This is a genomic window from Pedobacter zeae, from assembly GCF_014196715.1.
Lineage (GTDB): Bacteria > Bacteroidota > Bacteroidia > Sphingobacteriales > Sphingobacteriaceae > Pedobacter > Pedobacter zeae.
Genome location: NZ_JACIEF010000004.1, coordinates 520,766 through 539,181, shown reverse-complemented (window position 1 = coordinate 539,181; position 18,416 = coordinate 520,766). Strand labels below are relative to the sequence as shown.

The following is an 18,416-nucleotide window of genomic DNA, read 5'->3' as shown; positions in this document are numbered from 1 at the left end:
GTTCAACTAAGCCAGGTTCTATTTCTTTGTTCGGATTGGGATGGCATACTTCAGGATGCATCACTGTACTCAGAATGGAATGAAAACAAAAAAGTCCTGCTCTTTCGAACAGGACTTTCTTTATTTTCGGCTGAATAAAATTATTCTCCTTTTGGTTCTTCAGTAGCTGGCGCTTCTTCAGCAGGAGCAGCTTCTGGTGCAGCCTCTTCAGCAGCTTCAGCTTTCGCTTCAGTAGCTTTTTTAGGAGCAGCAGCAGATTTACTTCTACCACGACGAGTTGTTTTCTTCTCTTCTTTAGCTTCTACTTCTTTACCGTAAACTTCGTTATAATCTACCAGTTCAATTAAAGCCATCTCAGCGTTATCACCCTGACGATTGTTTAATTTAATGATACGAGTGTAACCACCTGGACGGTTAGCCACTTTTTCTGCCACTTCGCGGAACAAAATAGTGATTACTTCTTTATCCTGTAGGTAAGAGAAAACTGTACGACGTGAGTGAGTAGTGTCATTTTTCGCTTTAGTGATTAATGGCTCAACATAAGTACGTAAAGCTTTAGCTTTAGCTAAAGTTGTAGTAATTCTTTTTGCTTTAATAAGTGAAGTAGCCATGTTAGCTAACATCGCTTTTCTGTGGCTGTCGGTTCTGCCTAAGTGATTAACTTTTTTACCGTGTCTCATTGTTCTTTGATTAAGTGTATACCGTCTCTGTCTCAGAGGGAATTATACACTGTTAAAAATTATTTAATTTTCAAATTTCAATATCCAATTTTCAAACTGAAAACTCTCTACTGAAAACTGAACTATTCTTCGTCTAATTTAAATTTAGACAGGTTCATGCCAAATGACAAACCTTTTGATTTTACTAATTCCTGGATCTCTGTTAAAGACTTTTTACCGAAGTTTCTGAATTTTAACATATCAGCAACATCGTAAGAAACTAAATCAGCTAAGGTACGGATATCAGCAGCTTTTAAGCAGTTTAATGCTCTAACTGAAAGATCCATGTCTACTAATTCTGTTTTAAGGATTTTACGCATATGTAAAATTTCCTCATCAACCTCTTTAGTTTCTTCTTTAGCCTGAGATTCTAATACCAAATTCTCATCAGAGAATAACATAAAGTGCTGGATAAGGATCTTAGCCGCTTCTTTTAGTGCTTCTTCCGGATGAATTGAACCATCAGTAGAGATATCTAGAACCAGTTTCTCATAATCCGTTTTTTGCTCAACACGAAAATTTTCGATCGTGTATTTTACATTTTTCATAGGAGTATAAATCGAATCGATAGCGATTACTCCTACAACAGCATCAGCAACTTTATTTTCTTCAGCAGGTACATAACCACGTCCTTTATTGATGGTTAATTCCACTTCCAAAGTAACAGATTTATCCATGTTGCAAATCACATGCTCAGGGTTTAAAACTGTAAAGTTGTTAGAGAATTTAGTGATATCACCAGCTTTAAACTGATCTTGGCCATTAACGATGATAAACACTTTTTCAGAATCACCTGAATCACCTGTTTTCTTAAAACGAACTTGTTTTAAGTTTAAGATGATATCAGTTAAATCTTCTACAACACCTTTAATGGTAGAAAATTCGTGAGAAACGCCTGAAAAACGAATAGTAGTAATAGCATAACCTTCTAATGAAGAAAGTAAAATTCTTCTTAAGGCATTACCAATTGTTACACCGAAACCGGGCTCTAAAGGACGAAATTCAAATGTGCCATCGAAATCAGTCGATTTCTGCATGATCACTTTGTCTGGTTTCTGAAATGCTAAAATTGCCATTTATATTTTTTTAAATTCGTTATTGAATATATAGTAACAAGAAAAAAGTTAATTACCCTTTTGAGGTAATTAACTTGCTTATTTATTACTTTGAGTATAACTCGATAATTAAGTTTTCCTTGATGTTTTCAGGAATCTCATCGCGTTGAGGGTAAGTTAAGAATTTACCAGTTAATTCACTGGCGTTCCACTCTAACCATCCGAACTTGTTAATTGTTCTGCCAGCAACCGAGTTAGTAATTGATTCTAAAGATTTAGATTTTTCACGAACAGCAACCACATCACCAGCTTTTAACTGATACGAAGGAATATTTACAACTTCACCATTCACGGTTACGTGTTTATGGCTAACTAACTGGCGTGCACCAGAACGGGTTGTTGCAATACCTAAACGGTATACTGTGTTATCTAAACGTGCTTCTAATAACTGAAGTAAGTTATCACCGGTAATACCAGCACGAGAAGATGCTTTTTTAAACAAGTTACTGAATTGCTTTTCTAATACACCATAAGTATATTTTACTTTTTGTTTCTCCATTAACTGGATTGCATACTCAGATTGTTTTCCTCTTCTTTTTGACACACCATGTTGTCCAGGAGGATAATTTTTTCTGTCTAACACTTTATCAGGACCGAAAATTGGTTCTCTGAATTTACGTGCGATTTTTGATTTTGGGCCTGTATATCTTGCCATTTTTCTTTGTTTTTAAAGTATCATCCAACCTGTAGCTGGAGATTCTTAGCTTTAAAATTAATTAAACTCTTCTCTTTTTAGGAGGACGACATCCGTTGTGAGGAAGTGGAGTAATATCTTTAATAGACGTTACTTCAAGACCTGCTACCTGTAAAGTTCTGATTGCAGATTCACGACCTGATCCCGGACCTTTTACAAATACTTCAACTTTACGTAATCCCAAGTCAAACGCAACTTTACCGCAATCTGAAGCCGCTTGACCAGCTGCATAAGGGGTGTTCTTTTTAGAACCTTTAAAGCCCATTTTACCAGCAGAAGACCATGAAATAGTCTGTCCGTTGTTGTTTGTTAAGGTAACGATGATGTTGTTGAAGGTAGCATTGATATGGGCCTGACCAACAGGCTCAATTACAACGATACGTTTTTTTGTTACTTTTTTACTTTTAGCCATTTTATCTTTTAGATTTTAGATATGAGACTTGAGATATGAAACTTTCTCTACCCCGATACTCAGTATCCTAATTTTCTCTTTTATTCCAGATTTGAGCAGATTTTAAAGACATGGTTCTCACATCTAAAATCTCACATCTCCTATCTATCTATTACTTAGTAGCTTTTTTCTTGTTAGCAACTGTTTTTCTCTTACCCTTACGAGTACGTGAGTTATTTTTAGTACGCTGACCACGAGAAGGTAAACCTTTTCTGTGACGTAAACCACGGTAACAACCAATATCCATTAAACGTTTGATGTTTAACTGAACTTCTGAGCGTAAAGCACCTTCTACTTTAATCTCATCGTTGATCATTGTACGGATTGCTGATAACTCATCATCAGACCAGTCCTGCACTTTTTTGTTAAGATCGATACCTGCAGTTGTTAAAATACGTTGTGCAGTTGTTCTGCCAATTCCGTAGATATAGGTTAAACCGATCTCTCCTCTTTTGTTTCTTGGTAAATCAATACCTGAAATCCTTGCCATATTTATTGATGCTTTTAAGTAATTCCGAACGGCGGGCCACCGTTGTACGGTTGATTACAATATTCTTAATTACCCCTGACGTTGCTTGTATTTAGGATTTTTCTTGTTGATTACGTAAAGTTTACCTTTACGGCGAATAATCTTACAATCAGCGCTACGTTTTTTAATTGATGATCTAACTTTCATTTTATCTGTATCTATAAGTAATGCGTCCTTTTGTTAAATCATAAGGAGACATTTCCAATTTAACTTTATCACCAGGAAGAATTTTGATGTAGTGCATCCTCATCTTTCCTGAAATGTGCGCAATAATTTCATGTCCATTTTCGAGTTCAACCCTGAACATCGCATTGGATAATGCTTCTCTTATTACTCCGTCTTGTTCAATTGAGGCTTGTTTAGCCATATTTTATTGATTGTTACTTAATTAGCTGCTTCCAAACAGGGTTGCAAAGTTAAATAAAAAATTTTAATTATTTATTTTTTTTTGTAAAACTTCTTCTATAATAGAAAACGTTGATAAAACTTCTGCCTTGCCCTTTTTTATGGCCACTGTGTGTTCAAAATGTGCTGATGGCTTATTGTCTTTACTCGTTACTGTCCATCCGTCTTTATGAAATTTAACACCGGCAACACCCGCGTTAATCATGGGTTCTATCGCAATTACCATTCCTTCTTCAAGTTTTGGTCCCGCACCACGCTTTCCATAATTCGGAACTTCAGGTTTTTCGTGAAGCTTAACGCCAACACCATGTCCAACAAGCTCTCTTACTACTCCAAATCCATTGCTTTCTGCATAGTGCTGAACAGCGAAACCAACGTCGCCGATACGCATACCCGCCACTGCTTTCTCTATTCCTAACTCCAGGCAATGTTTAGTAACCTCTACCAATTTTTGTTTTTCGGCATCTACTTCCCCTATCGAGAAAGTATAAGCCGAATCGCCAAAATAGTTATTTTTGATTACACCACAATCGACCGAAATCAGATCGCCTTCTTTAATTACATAATCGCTTGGAAAACCATGAACAACCTGCTCATTGGGCGAAATACATAAAGAATAAGGGAAACCATTGTAGTTTAAAAATGCCGGGATCGCTCCATTGTCATTAATAAACTCGTAAGCCAGTTTATCTAACTGAATAGTAGTCATGCCTGCCTTTATTACTTTGGCCACTTCAGCCAAAGTCTTAGAAACAAGCATGGAACTTTCTCTTATTAACTCGATCTCTTCAAGAGATTTGTAATAGATTTTAGACATTCTTTACACTACAACGCTGCGTTGCTACTAGCAGCAGGAACACCTGTTCTGCCGGTAACCCTGCCCGTTTTCATCAAACCATCATAGTGACGCATCAATAAATAACTTTCGATCTGTTGTAAAGTATCCAATACCACACCAACCAAAATCAATAAAGAAGTACCACCAAAGAAGTGAGCAAATTCTTGTTTAATACCAAATTTAACCGCTAACGATGGAAGGATAGCAATGATCGCTAAGAATACAGCACCCGGGAAAGTGATTTTGGAAATTACATCATCAATAAAAGTCGATGTTGCAAAACCAGGTTTAATACCTGGAATAAAACCACCGTTTTTCTTCATATCATCGCTCATTTGAGTTGGGTTAACTGTAATGGCGGTATAGAAGAAAGTAAATGCAATAATTAAAATAGCGAAAGTTAAGCTATAAGCCAACGAAGTGGTGTTGCTAAACTGGATTAACCATGAACCCTGCAAAGAAGGAACAAACTGCATTAAGGCACCCGGAATGAACATCAATGCCTGGGCAAAAATGATCGGCATAACACCGGCAGCATTCACTTTCAAAGGAATGTACTGGCGCACACCACCAAATTGACGGTTACCAACAATTTTCTTAGCATATTGTACAGGCACTTTACGTACACCTTGGACAATTAAAATGGTAAACATAACCACAGCAAATAATGCAACGATCTCTAAAACCAGGGCAACCGGGCCTCCACCTTCACTGGCAGAACCTACACGTGCACTGAATTCCTGAGAAATTGCAACTGGTAAACGCGCAATAATACCCACCATAATGATCAGTGATGTACCGTTACCAATACCTTTATCTGTAATTTTTTCACCTAACCACATTACAAATAATGTACCTGCAGTTAATACAAATGTAGATAGTACTAAAAATAAAGTGTTTGGCAATAAAATAGCTTCTGCAGGAACTTGCGTTTTCACGTAACCAACAGATTGAACGATTGTGATCGCTACCGTTAGGTAACGGGTAATCTGGTTCATTTTCTTTCTACCACTTTCGCCTTCTTTCTGCATTTTTTGAAAAGAAGGAACAGCAATACCCAATAGTTGCACCACGATAGATGCAGAGATATAAGGCATTACCCCCAATGCCAAGATAGAAACACGAGAGAAAGATCCTCCGGCAAACATATCAAGTAAGCCTAAAAGTCCCGATTTTTCGTTATTACCTAAAGCAGTTGGATCCACACCCGGTAAAACCACGTGAGATACAAAACGGTATACCAAAAGAATTAAGAGCGTAAACAATATACGCTCTTTTAATTCCTGAATTTTCCAGATATTACTTAAAGTAGTAAATAGCTTCTTCATTTAATAATTACAATTTTACAATAGAACCACCTGCAGCTTCAATAGCTTTTTGTGCGGTTGCAGAGAACGCATGTGCTGAAACTTCTAGCTTTGCTTTAACTTCACCACGACCTAAAATTTTAACTAAGTCGTTTTTAGAAGCTAAACCGTGTGCTTGTAAAGCAGCAAAATCGATAGCTGTTAAGTTGTGTTTTTCAGCTAAAGCCTGTAGAACATCTAAGTTTACACCAACATATTCAGTACGGTTGATTGGTTTGAAACCAACTTTAGGCACACGACGTTGTAATGGCATTTGACCACCTTCGAAACCGATTTTGGTTGAGTGACCAGAACGGGAACCCGCACCTTTGTGACCACGGGTTGAAGTACCGCCACGACCAGAACCTGTACCACGACCAATTCTCTTGCTGTTTTTTGTAGAACCTTTTGCAGGTTTTAAATTACTTAAATTCATTTTTTTGAATTTGTGTTGCCCTTCGCTTTCACTAAACAGGTACAACGATTAAACATATATAAAGGTAATACGGGTTTTACCCCATATTACCTTTCACTTTTTTTTAGATTGCTTCGATAGCTACCAGGTGGTTCACTTTGCGAACCATACCGATAATTTGCGGTGTAGCTTCAACCTCAACACTTTGGTTCAATTTAGATAAACCCAAAGCCTGAACGGTTCTTTTTTGGCGCTCGCTTCTGTCGATAACGCTTTTTACTTGTGTTATTTTGATCTTAGCCATAATATTATCCGTTAAATACTTTGTTTAAATCAATACCACGGGTTTGAGCTACTGTATAAGCATCGCGCATTTTAGTTAATGCATCAACAGTTGCTTTTACCACGTTGTGTGGGTTAGATGATCCTTTAGATTTTGCCAATACGTTGTGTACACCGGCACTCTCTAATACAGCACGCATTGCACCACCAGCAATTACACCGGTACCTACTGCAGCTGGTTTGATCAACACAAAACCGCCAGAGAATTTACCGATTTGCTCATGAGGAACAGTACCGTTTAAAATTGGAACTTTTACCAAGTTCTTTTTAGCATCATCCACACCTTTTGCAATTGCTTCAGTTACCTCTTTCGCTTTACCTAAACCGAAACCAACAACACCGTTTTCATCACCTACAACAACAATTGCTGAGAAGCTGAACGTACGGCCACCTTTGGTTACTTTGGCAACACGTTGTATACTAACCAAACGATCCTTTAATTCGATATCGGTGGTTTTTACTCTTTTTATATTAATAGTTGACATCTTACTTTTTCTTCAGATTAAAATACTAAACCAGCTTCGCGGGCACCCTCTGCCAACGATTTCACACGACCGTGGTATAAATAGCCGTTTCTATCGAAAACAACTTCTTTAACACCTGCGGCGATTGCTTTTTCGGCAACTAATTTACCTACAGCAACCGATTGATCGCTCTTGCTTCCAGTACCAGTAAAATCTTTCGATAATGATGATGCTGATGCTATTGTTGTACCGGTTACATCGTTAATTACCTGCGCATAAATCCCTTTATTGCTTCTATATACAGATAACCTTGGACGTTCTTCCGAACCGGTAAGTCTTTTTCTGATCCCTTTTTTAATACGATCTCTTCTTGATAATTTTTTACCTGCCATGATTACTATTTTTTAGATGCTGATTTACCTGCTTTTCTTCTTAACACTTCACCTACAAACTTGATACCTTTACCTTTATATGGTTCTGGTGCACGTAACGAACGGATTTTCGCTGCTACCTGGCCAATCAATTGTTTGTCGATACTCTCTAAAATAATTTTAGGAGTCTGACCTTTTTCTGATTGCGTAGTTACTTTAATCTCTGCTGGTAACTGGAATACATAGTGGTGAGAATAACCTAAAACCAAATCCAGTGTGTTACCCTGGTTTGTAGCACGGTAACCAACACCAACTAATTCTTGGGTTAATGTATAACCTTCTGTAACACCAACAACCATGTTGTTAAGCAACGAGCGGTATAAACCGTGTAATGCTTTGTGTTTCTTTTGATCTGATGGACGTTGAACTGTTAAAATTCCATCTTCCTGACTTACAGTGATATCTTTATCAACTGCTTGTGATAATTCACCTTTAGGGCCTTTTACAGTTACCACGTTATCGTTAGATACTGTAATGGTTACACCTGTAGGGATTGTAATTGGGGCTTTTCCTATTCTTGACATTGTGTTGTTCTCCTAAATATTAATAAACGTGACACAATACCTCACCACCAATGTTTAATTTGGCTGCTTCTTTATCGGTCATTACACCTTTAGAAGTAGATAAGATTGCGATACCTAAACCGTTTAATACTCTTGGCATATTTTCAACGCCTGCATACTGTCTCAAACCTGGTTTACTTACTCGCACTAACGTACGAATAGCAGGAATTTTAGTGATCGGATTATACTTTAAAGCAATTTTGATGGTGCCTTGTACAGTAGTATCCTCAAATTTATAATTCGCGATGTAACCTTTATCGAAAAGTACTTTAGTAATTTCCTTTTTAAGGTTTGATGCAGGAATTTCTACAACTCTGTGGTTGGCCTTAATGGCATTCCTTACTCTTGTTAAATAATCTGCTATTGGATCTGTATTCATTATTTATTGTTTTTGATAGTGGTTTCCTTCTGCTACCCAGCTGTGGGACCTGCTATCGGTTAAAATTCTTTTTTTAGTATAAAGACATAAGTATCAAGTATCGAGACATAATTAAGTCTTGATACCTGATACTACAGTACTTTAATACTATTTTATATTACCAAGATGCTTTTTTAACACCCGGTATTTTACCGTCTAGTGCCATTTCGCGGAATGTTACCCTTGAAATACCAAAGGTACGCATATATCCACGAGGACGACCAGTTAATTTACAACGGTTGTGTAAACGTACCGGAGAAGAGTTTTTTGGTAATTTATCCAAGCCCTCGTAATCTCCTGCAGCTTTTAATGCTGCACGTTTTTCAGCGTATCTAGCTACCAATTTTTGGCGCTTAACTTCGCGTGCTTTTACACCTTCTTTTGCCATTATTCTGCTGTTTTTTGATTTTTAAATGGTAATCCGAATTGTTTCAATAACTCAAGCGCTTCTACGTCAGATTTTGCCGAAGTTACGAAAGTTATATCCATCCCTAAAATTTTATTGATTTTATCTATATTAATCTCAGGAAAGATGATTTGTTCAGTAACCCCTAAAGTGTAGTTACCTTTTCCATCGAAACCTTTATCGCTAATACCTTTGAAATCACGGATACGTGGTAAAGCTACAGAGATCAAACGATCAAGGAACTCGTACATGTTGTTGTCGCGTAGGGTTACGCGCACACCAACTGGCATACCTTTACGTAACTTAAAGTTAGAGATATCTTTTTTAGATTGTGCTGCAACTGCTTGCTGACCAGTAATGGTAGTCAACTCAACAATTGTAGTATCCATAACTTTTTTATCCGTAACAGAAAAACGACCTACCCCCTGATTGATACAGATTTTCTCCAATTTAGGAACCTGCATAACAGTTTTGTACTGAAATTTCTCTTTTAATGCATTTACAACTTCTTCTTTGTATTTGCTTTTTAATCTAGGTGTAGCCATTATTTAATCTCCTCCCCTGAAATTTTTGCAACTCTAACCAATTTGCCGTCAGCGTTTAGTTTACGACCTACACGGGTAGCTTTACCAGATTTTGGATCAACCAACATCAGGTTAGAAATGTGAAGAGCAGCTTCTTTTTTAATAATACCACCGTTAGGATTTGCAGCATTCGGTTTAGTATGTTTAGCTACTAAGTTAATGCCTTCTACAATGGCTCTGTTTTTATCTTTTTGTACTGAAAGTACTTTTCCTTGTTGACCTTTTGAATCGCCAGCAATTACTTTAACTAAATCTCCAGTGCGGATTTTAAGTTTTGATGGTGTATTTACTTTGTTTCCCATTTTATAATACCTCCGGTGCTAATGATACAATTTTCATGAATTGTTTTTCACGTAGTTCTCTCGCAACCGGGCCAAAGATACGTGTACCTCTTGGCTCATCCTGTGCGTTCAATAATACAGCAGCATTATCGTCAAAACGGATATAAGAACCATCTTTACGACGGATTTCCTTTTTAGTTCTTACAACAACTGCTTTAGAAACCGTACCTTTTTTAATGTTACCCGAAGGTAAAGCGCTTTTTACGGTAACAACTATTTTATCACCAATTGAAGCATAACGTTTGCCGGTTCCACCTAACACACGAATTACCAATACTTCTTTTGCGCCGCTGTTATCAGCAACGTTTAATCTTGATTCCTGTTGTACCATCTTATTTAGCCCTCTCTAAAATTTGTACCAATCTCCAGTTCTTGTTTTTACTCAAAGGACGAGTTTCCATAATCAATACCGTATCGCCGATACCGCATTCGTTTTTCTCGTCGTGAGCCATAAATTTGGTAGTTTTCTTAACGAACTTACCATAAATCGGGTGTTTCACTTTACGCTCAACGCTCACTACAACAGATTTATCCATCTTGTTGCTTACCACTAACCCCGTTCTTGTTTTTCTTAATTGTCTTTCCATGACTCTCAAATTATTTAGTTTCAGTAGCTGCCTCAGTGTTTTTCACTTTAGTTAACTGCGTGTTTAAACGGGCTATATCTTTCCTTACTTTTGCAATGCGTGAAGGATTTTCGATAGCTGAAATAGTGTGAGCGAACTTCAGTTTTGATAAGTTCTCTTTCTCTTCCGCAATCTTAGCTACTAATTCTTCTTTTGAAAGCCCTGTGATTTCTGAATTTTTCATTTTTCTTTTTCTTTTACGTTGAGTGTAGCGGTTATAATAAACAAGTATTTACAACATTCATCTCAACACTTTACTATGCTTCTACGTAATCTCTACGTACTACGAATTTGGTTTGGATTGGTAATTTCTGAGCAGCTAAACGTAAGGCTTCTTTAGCAATTTCTAAAGGCACTCCTTCAGCTTCGAAAATTACACGTCCAGGTCTTACAACGGCTACCCAATACTCAGGAGCACCTTTACCTTTACCCATACGTACCTCAGCAGGTTTTTTAGTTACTGGTTTGTCCGGGAAAATTCTGATCCATACTTGACCTTCACGTTTCATGAAACGTGTTACGGCGATACGGGCAGCCTCTATCTGACGACTTGTGATCCAAGTAGCTTCTAGAGATTTGATACCGAAAGATCCGAATGCCAATTCAGCTCCACGAGAAGCTAAACCCTTCATTCTGCCTTTTTGCATCTTCCTGAACTTCGTTCTTTTTGGCTGTAACATTTTATTTTGTTCTAATCGTTAAACGATGTTAATAAATCAATTATTTACGAGGACCTCTGTTAGCGCCTGCGCCACCACCTCTGTTCGCACCGCCCTGGCCCGGACCACGACCGCCTTGGTTTCCACCACGTCTGTCGTTACCACCGCCACGGTTCTCTCTTCCACCACCTCTGTTATCTCTTCCACCGAAAGCAGGTTTCTCTGACTGGCCTTTTGGACCGTTGTTTGCTGCACCAATGTTTGGAGACAAATCACGTTTTCCATAAACCTCACCTTTACAGATCCATACTTTAACACCTATCTTACCATAAGTAGTTAAGGCTTCAGCTAAAGCATAGTCGATATCAGCACGGAATGTATGCAAAGGCACCCTTCCTTCTTTGTACTGCTCGGTACGTGCCATCTCAGCACCACCTAAACGACCAGAAGTCATGATTTTGATACCTTCAGCACCCATACGCATGGTTGATGCGATAGAAGATTTCATTGCTCTACGGAATGAGATCCTTGCTTCTAATTGTTTTGCAACACCTTCTGCAACTAATTGTGCATCAAGTTCTGGGCGTTTAATTTCGAAGATGTTGATCTGAATTTCCTTTTTAGTCAATTTCTTCAACTCTTCTTTAATTTTATCAACCTCAGCACCTGCTTTACCGATTACGATACCTGGACGGGCTGTATGGATAGTTACAGTGATACGTTTTAACGTACGCTCAATAACTACTTTTGCAACACCACCTTTAGCAATACGGGCAGAAAGGTATTTTCTTATTTTCTCATCTTCAACTAATTTATCGGAGTAGTTGTTGCCACCGAACCAGTTAGAATCCCATCCTTTGATAATTCCTAACCTGGCACCTATTGGATTTGCTTTTTGTCCCATTTCCTAATTAGTTTTGAGTTGTTTCTGTGTTTTTACTATCTACAATCAGCGTTACGTGGTTAGAACGTTTACGAATTCTATATCCACGGCCTTGAGGAGCTGGACGTAAGCGTTTTAACTGACGGCCACCGTCAACCATAATTGTTTTAACAAAAAGTTGACTTTCTTCAGGGCGGGCACCATCATTTTTTGCTTCCCAGTTTTTGATAGCAGATAATAATAATTTCTCAACTTTTATTGCTGCTTCTTTATTGGTAAACTTTAAAATGCTTAATGCTTTCTCTACACGTTCACCTCTGATAAGATCTACAACCAAACGCATCTTACGCGGTGAGGTTGGACAATTGTTTAATTTTGCTATTGCTTCCATTGTCTAATTATTTTTTCTTTTCAGCGTGTCCTCTGAATGTTCTGGTCGGAGCAAATTCTCCCAACTTGTGACCAACCATGTTTTCTGTTACGTACACAGGGATAAATTTATTTCCATTGTGTACTGCAAATGTATGATTAACGAAATCTGGTGAAATCATTGATCTGCGAGACCAAGTTTTGATTACAGACTTTTTGCCTGAATCATTCATAGAGTTTACTTTTTTCTCTACGTTATGGTCAATATAAGGTCCTTTTTTTATCGAACGAGCCATTATTTCTTCCTTCTCTCTATGATGTAACGATTAGAATATTTTTTAAGTTCTCTGGTTTTGTAGCCTTTAGCTAAAACACCTTTTCTTGAACGTGGGTGACCACCTGATGATCTACCTTCACCACCACCCATTGGGTGATCTACTGGGTTCATCGCTACCGGTCTAGTTCTCGGACGACGGCCCAACCAACGTTTACGACCAGCTTTACCTAATACTTCGTTCGCATGATCTGAGTTAGATACTGCGCCGATAGTAGCCAGACAGGTAGTCAAGATTAAACGGGTTTCGCCTGAAGGCATTTTTAAAGTAGCATATTTACCATCGCGGGCAGCTAATTGTGCATAAGCACCTGCACTACGGGCTAATTGAGCTCCTTTTCCAGGGTGAATCTCCACGTTGTGGATGATAGAACCTAATGGAATCTTCGATAAAGTTAGCGTGTTACCTACTTCAGGAGCTGCTTTATCGCCCGATAATAATACCGAACCAACTTGCAATCCTTCTGGAGCAATGATATAACGCTTCTCGCCATCTGCATAGTGTAGTAATGCGATGCGGGCAGTACGGTTTGGATCGTATTCAACAGTAGCTACTGTTGCAGGAATATCGAATTTATCGCGTTTGAAGTCGATAATACGATAAGATTTTTTGTGACCACCACCAATATAGCGCATAGTCATCTTACCTGTATTGTTACGTCCACCAGACTTTTTTGATGATACAACCAATGATTTTTCGGGCTTGGTTGCTGTAATCTCCGTAAAACTAGCACCTACTCTGAAGCGGGTACCTGGAGTAACTGGTTTAAATTTTCTTAAGCCCATAGTTATAATTAATTATTAAATTAAAGAGTTGCGTAATAATCTATTGTTTCGCCGTCTTTTAACGTTACAATCGCTTTTTTGTATTTAGGGCTACGGCCTGATACAAAACCTGCTTTCGTGTAACGAGATTTAGCTTTTCCATCAACAACCATGGTGTTAACTGCAACGATGGTTACACCGTACAATTTCTCAATAGCTGCTTTAATCTGGATTTTGTTAGCCTTGTGGTTAACGCTAAAAGTGAAACGGTTAGATTTTTCAGATAAAGCTGAAGCTTTTTCGGTTAGTATTGGTTTTTTTAAAATTTCCATATTACTTGGCAAATGCCTCCTCCAAAGTTTTAACAGAATCAGCAGTTAACACAAGTACTCCAGCGTTTAATACATCATAAGTATTCAAATCTGAAGCAGCAATTACTTTAGTTTTCTGAACGTTTCTGCTTGATAAATAGATATTATTATTTTGTGCAGGTAAAACCAACAAAGTTTTTTGAGTATCTACTTTTAAAGCAGCCAATAAACTTGTAAAGTTTTTAGTTTTAATGGTATCGAAGCTGAAATCTTCTAAAACCACCACGTTGTTATCTTTTGCTTTATAAGCTAAAGCCGATTTACGTGCTAATGATTTCAATTTCTTGTTCAATTTAAAACTGTAATCACGTGGCTGAGGACCGAAAACACGACCACCGCCGTTAAATAACGGAGATTTAATGCTACCAGCACGGGCACCACCTGTACCTTTTTGTTTGTATAGTTTACGGGTCGAACCAGCAATCTCATTACGTTGTTTAGATTTGTGAGTACCCTGACGTTGGTTTGCCAGATACTGTTTTACATCTAAATAAATCGCGTGGTCGTTAGGCTCGATACCAAATACCGATTCAGGAAGTTGCACCTTGGCACCTGTTTCTTTACCTGAAATGTTTAATACTTTAACTTCCATCTGATTATTTGTCTAAGATTACGTAAGAACCTTTAGCTCCTGGAATGGAACCACTAACTACTAATAAGTTTTGCTCAGCATAAACTTTCAAAACCTGTAAGTTTTGAATTTTTACCCTGTCTCCACCTGTTCTTCCTGCCATGCGCATTCCTTTGAATACACGTGATGGGAATGATGATGCTCCCAATGAACCTGGGGCACGTAAACGGTTATGCTGACCGTGAGTCTGCATACCAACACCGGCAAATCCGTGGCGTTTTACAACACCTTGAAAACCTTTACCTTTTGAGGTACCTACAACATCAACAAAATCGCCTTCTGCAAATGCATCAACAGTTACCACATCACCTAAATTAAGTTCAGTTGTAAATGAGTTGAATTCTACCAGCTTGCGTTTTGGAGTTGTGTTTGCTTTCGCGAAATGGCCTTTTAACGGTTGAGTTGTGTTTTTCTCTTTTTTCTCATCGTATCCTAACTGAACAGCTGAATACCCGTCTTTTTCTTCGGTCTTAACTTGTGTCACTACACAAGGCCCAGCTTCGATTACAGTACAAGGAATATTTCTTCCTTCTGCATCGAAAATACTGGTCATTCCTACTTTTTTTCCAATAATTCCTGACATTTTATCTTTTCTTTTTAACACCCATCGAAGCAGTAGGGCTTCGTTCAAGGTGGTTGTACATCCCCCGAAAGGGACGGCAAAGATAGACAAGAATTATTAATTTTCAAATAGTTAGCAAAATATTTTTTCAAATAAATTGCTGATATGATGCGATTTAACCTTAAAAGTAAGGTTAATGAGCTAAACCACCATTTAAACTGATGGTTATAATAGCCAAAATGATAAATCCGATCAGTACGTAAAGATAATCACGCTCTATTAAAAAGCTGAAAATAGCAAAAACAATACGCGCAATAGGTGTAAAAATAAGCATCAGGATTCCAAATTGCACAATGGCATCGCCCTGAAGGCTTAATACACCCCTGAATATACCTGTTATAGAAGAAAATTTATTAAGCTCGGGTTTAAAAACTTTATAATCGGTAATGGAGCCGTTGTGGTGTATCAAAAAGATTATTCCCCCGATCAGCACAATGCCCATCGAAAGGATTACCCCTGCACGCAACAGCGTGCCCAGAATTAACTGAATATCTTTATCGTTTAGGTTTTCTTTTTTTGCTGTATCCATCCTTATAATCCGCTAATGCCTTTATAAATCATCTGCAGGGCCAAAAACACTACTACAACTGCAAATACAGCTTTAAGTTTATCGGTTTTTGTTTTCAATAAAACCTTTGAGCCTAAAGATGCGCCCGTTAACACACCGATGCATACCGGCATGGCAATACCCGGATCAATCTGCCCACGGTGAAGGTAAACCACTGCACTTGCGGCAGCCGTAACGCCCATCATAAAGTTACTGGTGGTGGTTGATACCTTGAATGGCAGGCGCATAATATTATCCATGGCAATTACTTTTAACGCCCCGCTACCAATACCCAGTAAGCCCGATAAGGTTCCGGCAAAAAGCATCATAAAGAAACCGCCCGGAACATGCTTTACCGCGTAAGGATGCGTTATCCCCCTATCGGGATAGGATCCGTTGAGTTTAAAAAATCTGGCCCATTTATCGGTATCATCCTGCGTGGTATGATCTACCTTTTTCTTTAAAGTCATGATGGCCGAAAATATAAGGATGCAACCAAACAGAATGGCAATATAGTTGGCATTTAAATAAACTGCTACTATGGCACCACATACCGCGCCTATCGTGGTTGCGATTTCTAAAAACATCCCGATGCGGATATTCGTAATCCCCTCTTTTACATAAGCCGCCGCTGAGCCTGAAGAGGTTGCAATAACCGAAACAATAGATGCTCCAATGGCATAGTGGATATCTACACCCAAAGCCAGGGTAAGTAAAGGAATAATAATTACACCTCCGCCTAAACCGGTTAGCGAACCCAATAAACCAGCCAAAAAAGCCCCTGTTAAAACGATAATGGTAAACAACAATACCGACATGCGGGCAAATATAATGTACTGTTTTTGCCTAAACGAAGAATTTGGGGAATAAAATAAAGTCTATATGTTATATAGGAAAAGGGAAAAATATTAGAAATAATGTAGAATTATTAATTTTTATATGATTTACAAAAGGGCCTAAACGCGGTTTAAAATTATTCCATTTGATTAAATTAACTTTAGCAAACCTTAATTTTTAAAATAAAGAAACCCTTTTTTATCTCCATTACCTAAAACCTTATTATTTTTATCTATTACTTCAAAAACAGTATATGATCCTATCGCAATGTTTCGGGTAATTTTATAAGCTAGTACAGGATTACATTTGCTATATGGATTTATAAAACCATATTTATTTTTTTTCTCAATTGAAAAAGAAGAATAATCACTACTTGGTTCAAATCGACTCTCATCAACCGGAAATTCGACTTTTCCATTAAAATCCGTAAGTCCATACTTATTACCCTGCCTTAAAAGCCAGAAATCCCCACGATATTTTCTTACAATGTCATCATATATACACGGTAGTATTTCTTTATTATCGGCACTAACAACCCCCCATTGCATTATTCCAGTTTTAGAAAATTTTCCGACTATAAAATAATGATAGTTAATCCCATTACTAAAATATCTAATTGAATCGTAAACAGCAGGGATCGGCTTGTAGGCACCTAGGATTCCGAATTTATTATTTTTTTTAAATTTAATATAATTCGGCCTGTTAAATACGGTATCAATCGACTTCGCATCTATTTTAAACTGATGTGCGATAAATCCTTCATCACCATAATTGCAAACCTCAGCCTTTTCAAAATCAATATTAAAAGAAAGCGTATCTGTTTTAGAAGAAGTGTTGTAATACAAATTGCGGTTGGATGTTTTTAACAGAATTTTATTCCCCTTTATGAAAAAATTAAATGTTTTTATAATTGTTTTGCGTGCCTCACTGTAAGATCCAACCCGGCTGTTACCTTCATACAACGGACTGTTATCTCCCTTAATCTGAGGCTCCTTTCTGCTGTTCGTGGCAGGTAACAGAGCATATTTATTTTTTTCGGTATCGAATAACATATCGTATTTTTTTACCTGCCGATTATTTGTTTCATACAAGTATAGATCAAAAATATTTTCATAAGAATAGGCATTTGCTTCAAACACATCCTTAACAATCCATTGTTCGATACTTTGTTTTATCGGGTTATACCATATTATGCCAACATTATTTTTTGGCCCGTAAGCAATACGATAAAGCTTTTGGATATTATTCCCGCCTTGAATTGCTTCGATCGAATTCACGCTATCTTTTAGCAGTTGTTCCCCTTTAAGATTATATAAGATTGTTTTGCGACTTGTTCTTATATTATTTCTTTCAATGATAAACATGGAATCTGCATGAAGGTTATTATATTTTGTATCCAGTATAAGCTTACTTTCCTTTATAATTCCGTACTTATTGTTTTTTTGAACTATAAACAGATTGTCTTTTTCATTCCCATAAACGTATTTATCCGTTCTTTCTATTTTACTGTACTTTGGTTCAACTACAACTTTCCCTAAAGTATCTGCAAGTCCCCAAACATTTCCGAGCCTATATGGGATCAAAACCTGTTGGCCATATAATGATGATGATAAAATAATTGATAATATCAAAAGAAAAACAGTTTTCATAACCGATTAATAATAATTATATATGAATTTACATTCTAAATTTAGAATCCTCAAAACATCTT

32 protein-coding genes are annotated in these 18,416 nt (G+C 37.5%); all 32 read right to left on the bottom strand.

What is annotated here, in order from left to right:
• Window positions 1-140: 140 nt before the first annotated feature.
• The 32 genes from rplQ to GGQ60_RS20785 all read right to left on the bottom strand — a co-directional run bounded on the left by rplQ (window position 141) and on the right by GGQ60_RS20785 (window position 18,354).
• Window positions 141-680 carry a 50S ribosomal protein L17 gene (rplQ, locus tag GGQ60_RS20940; RefSeq protein WP_183768040.1) on the bottom strand — a complete coding sequence of 180 codons (540 nt, stop codon included), beginning with the start codon at window positions 678-680 and terminating at the stop codon, window positions 141-143.
• A gap of 122 nt (window positions 681-802) precedes the next feature.
• Entirely contained in the window at window positions 803-1,795 is a 993-nt protein-coding gene (locus GGQ60_RS20935; RefSeq protein WP_090984031.1) for a DNA-directed RNA polymerase subunit alpha, read from the bottom strand.
• 85 nt (window positions 1,796-1,880) lie between these two features.
• Window positions 1,881-2,489, bottom strand: coding sequence for a 30S ribosomal protein S4 (rpsD, locus tag GGQ60_RS20930; protein WP_183768038.1), 609 nt, complete (start codon window positions 2,487-2,489; stop codon window positions 1,881-1,883).
• Between the two features lie 61 nt (window positions 2,490-2,550).
• Complete coding sequence (gene rpsK / locus GGQ60_RS20925) at window positions 2,551-2,940, bottom strand: 30S ribosomal protein S11 (RefSeq protein ID WP_039475175.1); 390 nt, start codon at window positions 2,938-2,940, stop codon at window positions 2,551-2,553.
• 151 nt (window positions 2,941-3,091) lie between these two features.
• Entirely contained in the window at window positions 3,092-3,469 is a 378-nt protein-coding gene (gene rpsM, locus GGQ60_RS20920; protein ID WP_010599886.1) for a 30S ribosomal protein S13, read from the bottom strand.
• A gap of 69 nt (window positions 3,470-3,538) precedes the next feature.
• A complete protein-coding gene (gene rpmJ, locus GGQ60_RS20915) occupies window positions 3,539-3,655 on the bottom strand; it encodes a 50S ribosomal protein L36 (protein ID WP_010599887.1) in 117 nt (38 codons plus the stop codon).
• A 1-nt stretch (window position 3,656) separates the two neighbouring features.
• Window positions 3,657-3,875, bottom strand: coding sequence for a translation initiation factor IF-1 (gene infA / locus GGQ60_RS20910; RefSeq protein WP_183768036.1), 219 nt, complete (start codon window positions 3,873-3,875; stop codon window positions 3,657-3,659).
• Window positions 3,876-3,938: 63 nt separating this feature from the next.
• Window positions 3,939-4,730 carry a type I methionyl aminopeptidase gene (gene map / locus GGQ60_RS20905; RefSeq protein WP_183768034.1) on the bottom strand — a complete coding sequence of 264 codons (792 nt, stop codon included), beginning with the start codon at window positions 4,728-4,730 and terminating at the stop codon, window positions 3,939-3,941.
• A gap of 8 nt (window positions 4,731-4,738) precedes the next feature.
• Complete coding sequence (gene secY / locus GGQ60_RS20900; RefSeq protein WP_183768032.1) at window positions 4,739-6,079, bottom strand: preprotein translocase subunit SecY; 1,341 nt, start codon at window positions 6,077-6,079, stop codon at window positions 4,739-4,741.
• Window positions 6,080-6,086: 7 nt separating this feature from the next.
• The gene (rplO, locus tag GGQ60_RS20895; RefSeq protein WP_183768030.1) at window positions 6,087-6,533 is read right to left on the bottom strand and encodes a 50S ribosomal protein L15; all 447 of its coding nucleotides are present in this window, start codon (window positions 6,531-6,533) and stop codon (window positions 6,087-6,089) included.
• A 103-nt stretch (window positions 6,534-6,636) separates the two neighbouring features.
• Window positions 6,637-6,816, bottom strand: coding sequence for a 50S ribosomal protein L30 (gene rpmD, locus GGQ60_RS20890; protein ID WP_090984037.1), 180 nt, complete (start codon window positions 6,814-6,816; stop codon window positions 6,637-6,639).
• A 4-nt stretch (window positions 6,817-6,820) separates the two neighbouring features.
• The gene (gene rpsE, locus GGQ60_RS20885; protein ID WP_010599893.1) at window positions 6,821-7,339 is read right to left on the bottom strand and encodes a 30S ribosomal protein S5; all 519 of its coding nucleotides are present in this window, start codon (window positions 7,337-7,339) and stop codon (window positions 6,821-6,823) included.
• Window positions 7,340-7,356: 17 nt separating this feature from the next.
• Window positions 7,357-7,710: a 50S ribosomal protein L18 gene (rplR, locus tag GGQ60_RS20880; protein WP_183768028.1), complete on the bottom strand. Its 354-nt coding sequence runs from the start codon at window positions 7,708-7,710 to the stop codon at window positions 7,357-7,359.
• A gap of 5 nt (window positions 7,711-7,715) precedes the next feature.
• Window positions 7,716-8,273 (bottom strand): 50S ribosomal protein L6, encoded by a 558-nt coding sequence (gene rplF, locus GGQ60_RS20875; protein WP_183768026.1) that lies wholly within the window; start codon window positions 8,271-8,273, stop codon window positions 7,716-7,718.
• A gap of 19 nt (window positions 8,274-8,292) precedes the next feature.
• On the bottom strand, window positions 8,293-8,691 hold the full coding sequence (gene rpsH / locus GGQ60_RS20870; RefSeq protein WP_115402665.1) for a 30S ribosomal protein S8: 399 nt from the start codon (window positions 8,689-8,691) through the stop codon (window positions 8,293-8,295).
• Window positions 8,692-8,848: 157 nt separating this feature from the next.
• Complete coding sequence (gene rpsN / locus GGQ60_RS20865) at window positions 8,849-9,118, bottom strand: 30S ribosomal protein S14 (RefSeq protein WP_183768023.1); 270 nt, start codon at window positions 9,116-9,118, stop codon at window positions 8,849-8,851.
• The gene (gene rplE / locus GGQ60_RS20860) at window positions 9,118-9,684 is read right to left on the bottom strand and encodes a 50S ribosomal protein L5 (protein WP_308421200.1); all 567 of its coding nucleotides are present in this window, start codon (window positions 9,682-9,684) and stop codon (window positions 9,118-9,120) included. Before rplE ends, rpsN begins: the two co-directional genes overlap by 1 nt.
• Window positions 9,681-10,022 carry a 50S ribosomal protein L24 gene (rplX, locus tag GGQ60_RS20855; RefSeq protein WP_183768019.1) on the bottom strand — a complete coding sequence of 114 codons (342 nt, stop codon included), beginning with the start codon at window positions 10,020-10,022 and terminating at the stop codon, window positions 9,681-9,683. The genes rplE and rplX overlap by 4 nt, the downstream gene beginning before the upstream one ends.
• Before the next feature lies 1 nt (window position 10,023).
• Complete coding sequence (rplN, locus tag GGQ60_RS20850; protein ID WP_008244575.1) at window positions 10,024-10,392, bottom strand: 50S ribosomal protein L14; 369 nt, start codon at window positions 10,390-10,392, stop codon at window positions 10,024-10,026.
• 1 nt (window position 10,393) lies between these two features.
• Window positions 10,394-10,648, bottom strand: coding sequence for a 30S ribosomal protein S17 (gene rpsQ / locus GGQ60_RS20845; protein ID WP_010599901.1), 255 nt, complete (start codon window positions 10,646-10,648; stop codon window positions 10,394-10,396).
• Window positions 10,649-10,658: 10 nt separating this feature from the next.
• The gene (gene rpmC, locus GGQ60_RS20840) at window positions 10,659-10,871 is read right to left on the bottom strand and encodes a 50S ribosomal protein L29 (protein ID WP_183768017.1); all 213 of its coding nucleotides are present in this window, start codon (window positions 10,869-10,871) and stop codon (window positions 10,659-10,661) included.
• A 73-nt stretch (window positions 10,872-10,944) separates the two neighbouring features.
• The gene (gene rplP / locus GGQ60_RS20835) at window positions 10,945-11,367 is read right to left on the bottom strand and encodes a 50S ribosomal protein L16 (protein ID WP_113951798.1); all 423 of its coding nucleotides are present in this window, start codon (window positions 11,365-11,367) and stop codon (window positions 10,945-10,947) included.
• A gap of 40 nt (window positions 11,368-11,407) precedes the next feature.
• Complete coding sequence (rpsC, locus tag GGQ60_RS20830; protein WP_183768015.1) at window positions 11,408-12,250, bottom strand: 30S ribosomal protein S3; 843 nt, start codon at window positions 12,248-12,250, stop codon at window positions 11,408-11,410.
• Between the two features lie 7 nt (window positions 12,251-12,257).
• Window positions 12,258-12,620 (bottom strand): 50S ribosomal protein L22, encoded by a 363-nt coding sequence (rplV, locus tag GGQ60_RS20825; RefSeq protein WP_183768013.1) that lies wholly within the window; start codon window positions 12,618-12,620, stop codon window positions 12,258-12,260.
• A gap of 7 nt (window positions 12,621-12,627) precedes the next feature.
• On the bottom strand, window positions 12,628-12,894 hold the full coding sequence (gene rpsS / locus GGQ60_RS20820; protein ID WP_010599906.1) for a 30S ribosomal protein S19: 267 nt from the start codon (window positions 12,892-12,894) through the stop codon (window positions 12,628-12,630).
• Window positions 12,894-13,718: a 50S ribosomal protein L2 gene (gene rplB, locus GGQ60_RS20815; protein WP_183768011.1), complete on the bottom strand. Its 825-nt coding sequence runs from the start codon at window positions 13,716-13,718 to the stop codon at window positions 12,894-12,896. Before rplB ends, rpsS begins: the two co-directional genes overlap by 1 nt.
• A 20-nt stretch (window positions 13,719-13,738) precedes the next feature.
• On the bottom strand, window positions 13,739-14,029 hold the full coding sequence (rplW, locus tag GGQ60_RS20810; RefSeq protein ID WP_090501098.1) for a 50S ribosomal protein L23: 291 nt from the start codon (window positions 14,027-14,029) through the stop codon (window positions 13,739-13,741).
• Window position 14,030: 1 nt separating this feature from the next.
• A complete protein-coding gene (gene rplD / locus GGQ60_RS20805) occupies window positions 14,031-14,660 on the bottom strand; it encodes a 50S ribosomal protein L4 (protein WP_039475219.1) in 630 nt (209 codons plus the stop codon).
• Between the two features lie 4 nt (window positions 14,661-14,664).
• Window positions 14,665-15,282: a 50S ribosomal protein L3 gene (gene rplC / locus GGQ60_RS20800; RefSeq protein WP_183768009.1), complete on the bottom strand. Its 618-nt coding sequence runs from the start codon at window positions 15,280-15,282 to the stop codon at window positions 14,665-14,667.
• A gap of 172 nt (window positions 15,283-15,454) precedes the next feature.
• A complete protein-coding gene (locus GGQ60_RS20795; protein ID WP_183768007.1) occupies window positions 15,455-15,850 on the bottom strand; it encodes a DUF1634 domain-containing protein in 396 nt (131 codons plus the stop codon).
• A 2-nt stretch (window positions 15,851-15,852) separates the two neighbouring features.
• A complete protein-coding gene (locus tag GGQ60_RS20790) occupies window positions 15,853-16,686 on the bottom strand; it encodes a sulfite exporter TauE/SafE family protein (RefSeq protein WP_183768005.1) in 834 nt (277 codons plus the stop codon).
• Between the two features lie 189 nt (window positions 16,687-16,875).
• Window positions 16,876-18,354 (bottom strand): WG repeat-containing protein, encoded by a 1,479-nt coding sequence (locus GGQ60_RS20785; protein ID WP_183768004.1) that lies wholly within the window; start codon window positions 18,352-18,354, stop codon window positions 16,876-16,878.
• Between the last annotated feature and the right edge of the window lie 62 nt (window positions 18,355-18,416).